Below are 9,361 nucleotides of genomic sequence, written 5' to 3' on the forward strand. Positions count from 1 at the left end.
TGCTATGGCCGCAACTGCGCCGACGATGTTTCCGCCGACGCGGTTCTATTGGCGCGTGCGGTCGGCCGACCGGTCCGGGTGCAATTGACGCGCGAGCAGGAGCACGCCTGGGAGCCGAAGGGCACGGCGCAACTGATGGACGTCAAAGGTGGACTGAACGCCGATGGCAGCGTCGCTGGTTACGATTTTGCGACTCGCTATCCCTCCAACGGTGCGCCTACGCTCGCGCTGCTGCTCACCGGAGCCGTTGCGCCGACACCGGCCGTGTTCGAGATGGGCGACCGCACCGCGATCCCGCCCTATGATTACCAGGACATGCGCGTGGTGGCGCACGACATGCCGCCGATCGTGCGCGCCTCGTGGTTTCGCGGCGTCTCGGCATTGCCGAACACATTTGCCCATGAATCCTATATCGACGAACTGGCGACCGAGGCCGGCGTCGATCCGATCGAATATCGCCTGCGCTATCTCAAGGACAAGCGCGCGATCGACCTCGTCAACGCCGTTGCCGAGCGCGCCGGCTGGACCCCGCGTCCACAGTGGCAAGAGCCGGTCGCCGAGGGCGATATCGTGCGCGGGCGGGGTTTTGCCTACGCCCTCTATGTGCACAGCAAGTTTCCGGGCTATGGCGCGGCGTGGTCGGCCTGGATCGCCGACGTCGCCGTGAACAAGGCGACCGGCGATGTCAGCGTGACCCGCGTCGTCGCCGGCCAGGATTCCGGCCTGATGATCAATCCCGACGGCGTCCGCCATCAGATTCACGGCAACGTCATCCAGTCGACCAGCCGTGCGCTGATGGAAGAGGTTTCGTTCGATCGTAACTCGGTGACTTCCCGCGAATGGGGCGCCTACCCCATCCTCAAATTCCCCGATGTTCCCAAGATCGACGTGTTGATGCTGCCGCGGCAGGATCAGCCGCCGCTCGGCGTCGGCGAATCCGCTTCTGTCCCGAGTGCTGCAGCTATCGCCAACGCGATCTTCGACGCCACAGGCGTGCGTTTCCGCGAACTGCCGTTCACGCCGGAAAAAATTCTTCGGGGATTACGAGGCGATCGGGACGCGACGGCACCCGCAATCCCAATAGCGGCACCCAAGCGCGTGGCATCGACGGATCGCTGGAAAAATCCGTTCATCGAGCGGCGCGGCGCGCTCGCGACCGTCGGGGCGCTATGCGCCGCGGCGATCAGTGTCACGGCGGCCGTGCTGCCGTGGCGGTCGATCGCACCGATCGCGCGGCCGGATGCTTCGACCTATTCGGCGGCGACCATCGCCCGTGGCCAGCAGCTTGCCGCGCTCGGTGACTGCGCGGTCTGCCACACCGATGCCAACGGCGTCCTCAACGCCGGCGGCCGGGCGATCGAGACCCCCTTCGGCACGATCTGGAGCACCAACATCACGCCAGATGTTGAGACCGGTGTCGGCGCATGGTCCTATCCCGCCTTCGAGCGCGCGATGCGCGAGGGCATTCACCGCGACGGAAGGCATCTCTATCCGGCGTTTCCTTATCCGCATTACGCCAAGACGACCGATGCCGACCTGCAAGCGCTCTACGCTTATCTAATGGCGCAAACGCCGGTGCGTGCCGAAAACCGCGATCCTTCGCTGGCGTTTCCCTTCAATTGGCGTCCGCTGATGGCGGGCTGGAACGCGCTGTTTCATTCAGCCGAGGTGTTCGAAGCCGACCCGAAGAAATCGGAGCTGTGGAATCGCGGCGCCTATCTGGTCGAGGGCCTCGGCCATTGCGGCGCCTGCCACTCGCCGCGCAATGCATTGGGGGCCGAAAAAGCTGACGCCTATCTGGCCGGCGGTCTTACCGAGGGCTGGGAAGCACCGCCGCTGACATCGCTTTCCCACGCGCCGATACCCTGGAGCGAGGATGAGCTATTCGCCTATCTGCGGACCGGTGAATCCCGCTTTCACGGCGTCGCCGCGGGACCGATGGCGCCGGTGGTGAAGGAACTCGCTGGGCTGCCCGACCGGGACATTCGCGCCATGGCGGCTTATCTCGCGTCATTCAACACCACCGCGATCGATCAAGCGGCTCAGGACGTTCTGGCCGCCAAACTCGAAACCTCGACCGGCACCCGGGTCGTTTCGGCGTCAGCGCCAGGGGCGCGTCTCTATGAGGGCGCCTGCGCGGTTTGCCATGCGGTTGGCGGCGCGCCCTTGTTCGGCAGCCGGCCGTCGCTGGCGCTGAACAGCAATCTGCATAGTGCAGCCCCCGACAATCTGATCCAGATCATCCTGCACGGCATCGCGTCACCGGTCTCCAGCGATCTCGGCTACATGCCGGGCTTCAAGGACGCCATGACCAACGATCAGGTGGCAGAGCTCGTGTCCTACCTGAGGCGGCAATTCGCCCCGGACAAGGCGCAATGGACGGATGTGCGGGGCGCGGTCGAACGGCTGAGGCAGGCGGTGTCGCACTGATCTTTCTTGCGCCACCATGACATTCGTCACGGGATATCTTGATTGCCACTTGTGCCGGGCGGCGGACCTTCAACCGAAATCAACGGATCCGGTCACGGATAAGTCGAAATGGATCAGGCGCTTGCGGCCCGCAAACTGCGTGCCGAGCTGCTGGCGAAAATCCGCACGTCCTTGACGTCGTCAACCTGAATTTCCGCGTCGGTTGATCGGGAGCGTCGCCGCCGATAATCTCGATGTGGCGGTCGGGTCGGGCTGGAACGCTGCGGCCCGATTGTCCGTAAACCGGAAGGCTGTTCGGCAGGATACTTTTTTCGTCAGGGAACGCGCTTTCGGAACCAGCGTTACGTGTGCAGAGGGAACCAGGGAAAGGCTACACCCATGATATCGCGCCGCACTTTTGTTCTCACGCTTGCCGCCGGCACTTTGCTCGCTGGCGCGTTGCCGGCCTTGGCGAAGTCCCGCAGTGCCATCGGCATGTTCGATACGGATAATGACGGCACGATCGATCTCGCCGAGGCGAAGAAGGCGGCGTCCGCGGCGTTTGACAAGCTGGAGCGCGACCATGACGGCACGCTCGACAAACGAGAGTTGGCCCGCAGATTGACCGCGAAGGAGTTGGCCGCTGCCGATCCCGACCACGACGGCACCCTCACCAAGGACGAATATCTCGCGGTGGTCGAGCAGCGTTTCAATGCCGCGGATCCGGACCATGACGGAACGCTGGACGCCAGGGAATTGAGCAGCAAAGCCGGTCAGGCGCTGCTGCGACTCTTGAAATAGTCGCGGGCAAAATAGCCGCAGGCCAGATCGCCGGCGTCGATCAGACGCCGCCGGGCTGGACGTAGCAGAACACGTAGCGGTTACGGCTCAAGAACACGATGCCGTGACCGGTCGGATTCGACTTGTCCCATTTGAGTTTGTTGGTCGGGATTTCGATCTCCGTTCCGATCTCGATGTGAGGTCGGCTGCGCGGTTCGTCGGGCCGGTCATCGGTGATCGTGACGTAGGTCTTGCCGTCCTTGACATGGATTTCATCGGCCCAGTAGGCGTCCGCTTCGCCGCAACATGACGCATTCGGAACGTCCGGCTGCATCAGGGCCTGATACCATTCACGCACTTCGGGATTGACCGCATCCCATTGTCCTAAATCACGGCCATTCACGACTCCCATCAAGCAACCGAATATACCGAGAGAAAGGATGATGCGTTTCATCCGTGCGCTCCTGCGATTTCCGGCGGGATCAGTGAAGCAATGTTCGTGCCGAAAATGCTGCGCTGCGGCATGCCGCGCGATAAATTAGCCGAGATAAAATAACTACTTATAAATCAATGCGTTAAATGGAGGACGGACAAGGGCAGGCCCTCGATCAGCGACCAGTCGGGATGTGCCGATCGCAATCGATGCCTGGGTGCTTTGGCGTGCGGGATGATCGGCAGCTGCCGCTTGGCGGAATGGATAATAGCAGTCCCGTTGCCGAACATGGCCGCCGATCACGGCCCACCGGAAACGTTCGCCGCCCGAGATCTCGAAGCAACGAATTAAAAAATTCGGAGGTGGCCGCCGTTATTGTGCTCCGCTCCCGAACCGGAGCCCTCACAAACGGCAATCCACCTCGTCGATAAGTTCTGCACCAGCCAGATGCCGGTTAATTTGCGCGTGACCGCGTCCGCTGCTACGCTTCAATCTCACCGTGCATTGATAGCCGGGAAATCAGGGGAGAAATGCGCATGAAAGTATCGGGTGCCGCTATCGGCCTGTCACTGCTTGTCCTGACCGCCGTTCCTGCCAGCGCAATCGAATCCAGCATCAAGGGTGCGTCAGCCGCCTCCGCCGATGCCGTCTGGACGAAGATCGGCGACTTTTGCGGCATCAGCAATTGGCATCCCGCAATCGAAAAATGTGCGTTGTCCGCGGATGGCAAGACGCGAACCTTGTCGCTCAAGGGCGGTGGGACCATCGTCGAGAAGCTCGAAAAGCGCGATGACGCCGCGCATTCCTATAGCTATTCCATTGTCGAGGGTCCCCTCCCGGTCGCAAATTACATGTCGACGATCAGCGTCGCGAAAGAGGGCGCGGGTTCAATCATCACCTGGAGCGGCAAGTATGACGCCAAGGGCGCAAGCGACGCGGACGCCAAGAAGACAATCGACGGCATATATCAGGCCGGCGTGGACGTCCTCAGAAAATAACGCGGATCGATTGCGTCAACGTTACGCTTCAGCGTGAGCGCCCAGGCGACAGCACGGCCGTCATTACTTGAGCTTGCACTTGGTTTCGGGACGATCGAGACCGAGGGTATCAAGCGCCGATACCTGGTGAAGGAAGCCCTCCTGCGGTGAGACCGATACCGTGTTCCTGCCGTCGAACAGCAGGATCGGCTGCCGCAATTGCAGGTTCCAGTCGCGCAGTGTCAGCTTTTGGCCCTTGAACGCCGCAACCGAGAAGTCCGGGCCCTTGATATAGGCGAGCATCTTGCCCGGTTCGCCGGAGCCGGCTCGGACCGCCGCCTCGCCGATCATGCGAACCGCCGTCCAGGCTTGCATGTCCAGCGCCGTCATCGGGCGCTGAAATGTCTTGGTGAAGCGGTTCTGCAGTTGCACGGCGCCCCATTGATCGAACGCGGCATTCCATGTGGTGGGCATGAGTCCCGCCGAGCCGGCGACGGGCCGAGCATTCCAAGTTCGGTACGGCAGATAGCCGGCAAAAACCTCGCTTTCGTCCGCCGCAACGAGCACGTCGTGCTCGGGAGCACCTTGCGTCACGACCGGCATCTGCCGCTGAATCTCGGCGACCCCGCTATCGGTGCGCCGCGCCCCACCGCTGTCCTTGAATACCCGTTCCTCGACGATCTTGGCTCCGAATCGCGTCGCGGCATGGCGCAATGCCTCAGCGAACAGCGCATCGTTTTCGTGGGAGCCCACCAGCAGCATCCATTTGCCCCACTTCTTCCAGATCAGGTATTGCGCGAGCGCGTCGGCCAGCATGGAACGCGTGGGCGCAACATGGATGACATTGCTCCGGCAATCCTGCTCGCGCAGCCGCTCGTCCAAAGCCGATACGTTGATCAACGTCTCGCCGCGCGCCTGACCCGCGTCCGCGACTTTCAGCAACCGGTCCGCATCGAGGCCCGTGACGATGAATGACGCTCCCTGATCGGCCAGCGCATTCATGGCCGCGACCGGATCGTCGCCCTCGCCAACCAATTTCTCGACGAGCGTATAGCGCTGATTGAGAAAGCGCCCGGTGGCATTATCGTCTTCGACCGCCAATTGCGCGCCGGCCAGGCCGTCGTTCGCCGCCGGGACGTCGATCAGCGAAATCCTGATTCTCGATGGCGCCTGGCGGAGGTAGCCGATCTTGATTTCCAGCGGCTGGTCGGCCAGCCCCATCCCGCTCGAAGCGATCAACGCGCAGACGACGAACAGAGTCCGGAACAAATCACGCCTCCGATGCCATGTTCGGACAGGCTCCGCCGCTCGATTGCATTGCAACATTTCATCCCACGCCGCCTTGTCGAGCCGCTTTGGTAGTCGCGGCCGATGCCAGCATTTCATTTTGGCTTCCATTACTCTTGCTTGCCAGCGGTCAAGGTACTCCATTTACAGTGTAGCGCAACGAAACGGCGAGCCCGGTCGACTCCCTCGGGCCCGCCGGACGATTGTCTATTTCCGCGGATCAGCATCAAATAGAGCCCGGACCCGGCGGGGAAACACTCCCTGCATCACCGCCGGACTGATGCGTTGGAGAATACGACATGTTCGATGTGCGCTGGACCGCGGTATTTGGCCTTTCCCTGCTTGGACTTTCTTTCTCGGCCGGATCCGCTTCCGCCTTCCTTGCCTATGTTTCCAACGAAAAGGGAAATTCCATCTCCGTGATCGATACCGACAAGATGGAGACGGTTGCGACCATCCAGACTGGACAACGCCCGCGCGGTATCGAAGTCTCCCGCGACGGCAAGCTGGTCTATGTCGCCCTCGGCGACGATGACAAGATCCAGGTCTTTGACGCGAAAACCTTCAACAGCGCCGGCGAGTTGCCGTCGGGTCCGGATCCCGAACAGTTCACGCTGGATCCGGCGGGGAAGATTCTCTACGTCGCCAATGAGAACGACGCGATGGTGACCGTGCTCGACCTCGAAAAGCGCGCCTCCATCGGCGAGGTGTCGGTCGGTATCGAGCCCGAAGGCATGACGGTCAGCCCGGATTCCAAGACGCTGATATGCACGTCGGAAACGACCAGCATGGTTCATTTCATCGACACGGCAAGCCGCCAGATCGTCGGCAATTTGCTGGTCGGCTCTCGTCCGCGCTTCTCGGCGTTCAAGGCCGACGGGTCCGAATTATGGGTAAGCTCGGAGATCGGCGGCGACCTCGCGATCATCGATCCGGCGACACGGCAACTCAAGCAGACCGTCAAGTTCGAGATTCCGGGTCTCCGATCCGAGGCAATCCAGCCGGTCGGCATCAATATCACCAAAGACGGCAAGCTCGGCTTCGTCGATCTGGGACCCGCCAATCGGGTCGCTGTGGTCGATGGCGTCACTCACGTCGTCTTGAAATATTTGCTGGTCGGTCAACGCGTTTGGCACGGCGCCTTTACGCCGGACGAAAAATATCTGCTGGTGGCCAATGGGGTCTCAAACGACGTCTCGGTCATCGACGTGGCGCGCCAGCGGGTTATCAAGTCGATCCAGGTTGGAGAGTTGCCCTGGGGGATTGCGTTCGGCCCGAACTAAAAATCAAAACGCCCGCGTTCGCCGAAACCCGCCGCGAGGCCTCGCCGCTGGGTGCGGCCGAACGGGCGCCGCATTTGGGCATGCGCCCACGTGGGCTAGCTCAAATTTCCCGCTTCCTGTTGCCGGGGTAACCGCAGCTCCATTTCTCTGTCCTCCATGCCGGGTGCTGGTCAATCCACTGCGCGATATAGGGCTGCGCAGCCATCATGCATTGTTGGATCGAACCGTTCCAGGCGAATTGAAGATGCTTTTCCTCGCAATTGGCGGGATTGGCGATGGCACAGACGGTCAGGATGATTTCTATCAATCTGCCCTCCATACAAAACATGGCTTGACCATAATACGCGCAATCCATCTCCACGTTTCAGATTTTCGACAAGAAATCTCGTGCTTGCCTGCTCGCGCGGGTGAACGTCACCGCTCAGTGGCAAATCGCTTTGCCGCATCGCAAAATTGTGCGGCGGGTCCATCTCATTACGACAGTGCCGGAACCACCGGCCTTGACTTTCGACGCGAGCGTGCAATGTTTTGAAAATACGTGATGGCTTGCTTGGGCCTTTGGCGCTTTGTGATTCGTGAGCGCGCTGCATTGCCAACGAGGGTCTACCCAGCGGCTCGATGATTTTGAAAAAACCGTAAAGATTTTGAAAAAACCGTAAATTTTCCAAACTCAAGCAAAAAACTTTGGGTGGAGGAACGGTACATGAAGACACGCGCCGCAGTCGCGTTTCAGGCAAAGAAGCCGCTCGAAATCGTCGAAGTCGATCTGGAAGGCCCCAAGGCGGGCGAGGTCCTTGTCGAAATCAAGGCAACGGGGATTTGTCACACCGATGCCTACACGCTCGATGGATTGGATAGCGAGGGGATTTTCCCCTCGATCCTCGGTCACGAAGGGGCCGGCATCGTCCGCGAGGTGGGACCGGGCGTCACTTCGGTCAAACCCGGCGATCATGTGATCCCGCTCTACACGCCCGAATGCCGCCAGTGCAAAAGCTGCCTGAGCCAGAAGACCAACCTCTGCACCGCCATCCGCGCCACCCAGGGCAAGGGCGTGATGCCCGACGGCACGTCGCGCTTCAGCTACAAGGGCCAGCCGATCTTCCATTATATGGGCTGTTCGACATTCTCGAATTTCACCGTGCTGCCGGAAATCGCGGTGGCGAAAATCCGCGAAGACGCGCCGTTCGACAAGAGCTGCTACATCGGCTGCGGTGTCACGACGGGCGTCGGCGCGGTGGTGAACACCGCCAAGGTCACGCCGGGCGCCAACGTGGTCGTGTTCGGGCTCGGCGGCATCGGGCTCAACGTCATCCAGGGCGCGCGGATGGTGGGTGCCGACAAGATCATTGGCGTCGACCTCAACGATGGCAAGGAGGAATGGGGCCGCCGCTTCGGCATGACGCATTTCGTCAACCCGTCCAGGATCGACGGCGATATCGTCGCGCATCTGGTCACGCTGACCGACGGCGGCGCCGATTTCACCTTCGACTGCACCGGCAACACCACCGTGATGCGCCAGGCGCTGGAAGCCTGTCATCGCGGCTGGGGCGTGTCGGTCGTGATTGGAGTGGCGGAAGCCGGCAAGGAAATTTCAACCCGGCCGTTCCAGCTCGTGACCGGCCGGGTCTGGAAGGGCACGGCGTTCGGCGGCGCACGCGGCCGCACCGACGTGCCGAAGATCGTCGACTGGTACATGAATGGCAAGATCGAGATCGATCCGATGATCACCCACGTGCTCAAGCTCGAGGAGATCAACAAGGGGTTCGATCTGATGCACGAAGGCAAGTCGATCCGTTCGGTCGTCGTGTTCTAACCAAGCGCGTTCGGAAAGCAAAGACGTCAAACACAAGGGAGGATTGGCCTATGACTGTTCACATCCATCCGTCGGTCGACAACGGAGTGAAGAAGGGTTCGGGCAGTTTTGCCGGCGGAACCCTCGTCTGCAAATGCAAGGACAAGCCGGTCAAGATCGGCATCAAGGGCGATGTCGCGCACAATCACGCCTGCGGCTGCACCAAATGCTGGAAGCCCGCCGGGGCGACCTTCTCGGTGGTCGCGGTGGTGCCGCGGGACAATGTGACCGTTCTCGAGAACGGCGACAAGCTGCACATCATCGACGCCTCGGCAACCATCCAGCGGCACGCCTGCAAGGCCTGCGGCACGCATATGTACGGCCGCATCGAGAACAAGGC

At 61.2% G+C, this 9,361-nt stretch carries 9 protein-coding genes; 6 read left to right on the forward strand and 3 right to left on the reverse strand.

Features of this window, described 5'->3' with window-relative positions; translation table 11 throughout:
- Together QZ213_RS19020 and QZ213_RS19025 are read left to right on the forward strand one after the other, a co-directional pair.
- Positions 1-2,430: c-type cytochrome (locus tag QZ213_RS19020; RefSeq protein WP_291687644.1), on the forward strand; the 2,430-nt coding region annotated here is incomplete at its 5' end.
- Between the two features lie 378 nt (positions 2,431-2,808).
- Positions 2,809-3,210, forward strand: coding sequence for a calcium-binding protein (locus QZ213_RS19025; protein ID WP_291687645.1), 402 nt, complete (start codon positions 2,809-2,811; stop codon positions 3,208-3,210).
- Between the two features lie 40 nt (positions 3,211-3,250).
- On the opposite strand, the gene QZ213_RS19030 is transcribed toward QZ213_RS19025, so the two are convergent.
- Positions 3,251-3,643 carry a hypothetical protein gene (locus QZ213_RS19030; protein ID WP_291687646.1) on the reverse strand — a complete coding sequence of 131 codons (393 nt, stop codon included), beginning with the start codon at positions 3,641-3,643 and terminating at the stop codon, positions 3,251-3,253.
- A 515-nt stretch (positions 3,644-4,158) separates the two neighbouring features.
- Here QZ213_RS19030 and QZ213_RS19035 point away from each other — a divergent pair.
- Positions 4,159-4,620 carry an SRPBCC family protein gene (locus tag QZ213_RS19035; protein WP_291687647.1) on the forward strand — a complete coding sequence of 154 codons (462 nt, stop codon included), beginning with the start codon at positions 4,159-4,161 and terminating at the stop codon, positions 4,618-4,620.
- Positions 4,621-4,683: 63 nt separating this feature from the next.
- Here QZ213_RS19035 and QZ213_RS19040 read toward each other — a convergent pair whose 3' ends face one another.
- Positions 4,684-5,820 (reverse strand): ABC transporter substrate-binding protein, encoded by a 1,137-nt coding sequence (locus tag QZ213_RS19040; protein ID WP_291687652.1) that lies wholly within the window; start codon positions 5,818-5,820, stop codon positions 4,684-4,686.
- Between the two features lie 365 nt (positions 5,821-6,185).
- Here QZ213_RS19040 and QZ213_RS19045 point away from each other — a divergent pair, with 365 nt between their 5' ends.
- The gene (locus QZ213_RS19045; protein WP_291687648.1) at positions 6,186-7,169 is read left to right on the forward strand and encodes a PQQ-dependent catabolism-associated beta-propeller protein; all 984 of its coding nucleotides are present in this window, start codon (positions 6,186-6,188) and stop codon (positions 7,167-7,169) included.
- 100 nt (positions 7,170-7,269) lie between these two features.
- Here the strand turns inward: QZ213_RS19045 and QZ213_RS19050 are convergent, their stop codons facing one another.
- The gene (locus QZ213_RS19050; protein ID WP_291687649.1) at positions 7,270-7,476 is read right to left on the reverse strand and encodes a hypothetical protein; all 207 of its coding nucleotides are present in this window, start codon (positions 7,474-7,476) and stop codon (positions 7,270-7,272) included.
- Between the two features lie 396 nt (positions 7,477-7,872).
- Here QZ213_RS19050 and QZ213_RS19055 point away from each other — a divergent pair, with 396 nt between their 5' ends.
- Complete coding sequence (locus tag QZ213_RS19055) at positions 7,873-8,982, forward strand: S-(hydroxymethyl)glutathione dehydrogenase/class III alcohol dehydrogenase (protein ID WP_291687650.1); 1,110 nt, start codon at positions 7,873-7,875, stop codon at positions 8,980-8,982.
- 50 nt (positions 8,983-9,032) lie between these two features.
- A partial coding sequence (locus QZ213_RS19060; protein ID WP_291687651.1) for a GFA family protein occupies positions 9,033-9,361 on the forward strand: 329 nt, incomplete at its 3' end.

Source organism: Bradyrhizobium sp. (assembly GCF_017881085.1).
GTDB lineage: Bacteria > Pseudomonadota > Alphaproteobacteria > Rhizobiales > Xanthobacteraceae > Bradyrhizobium.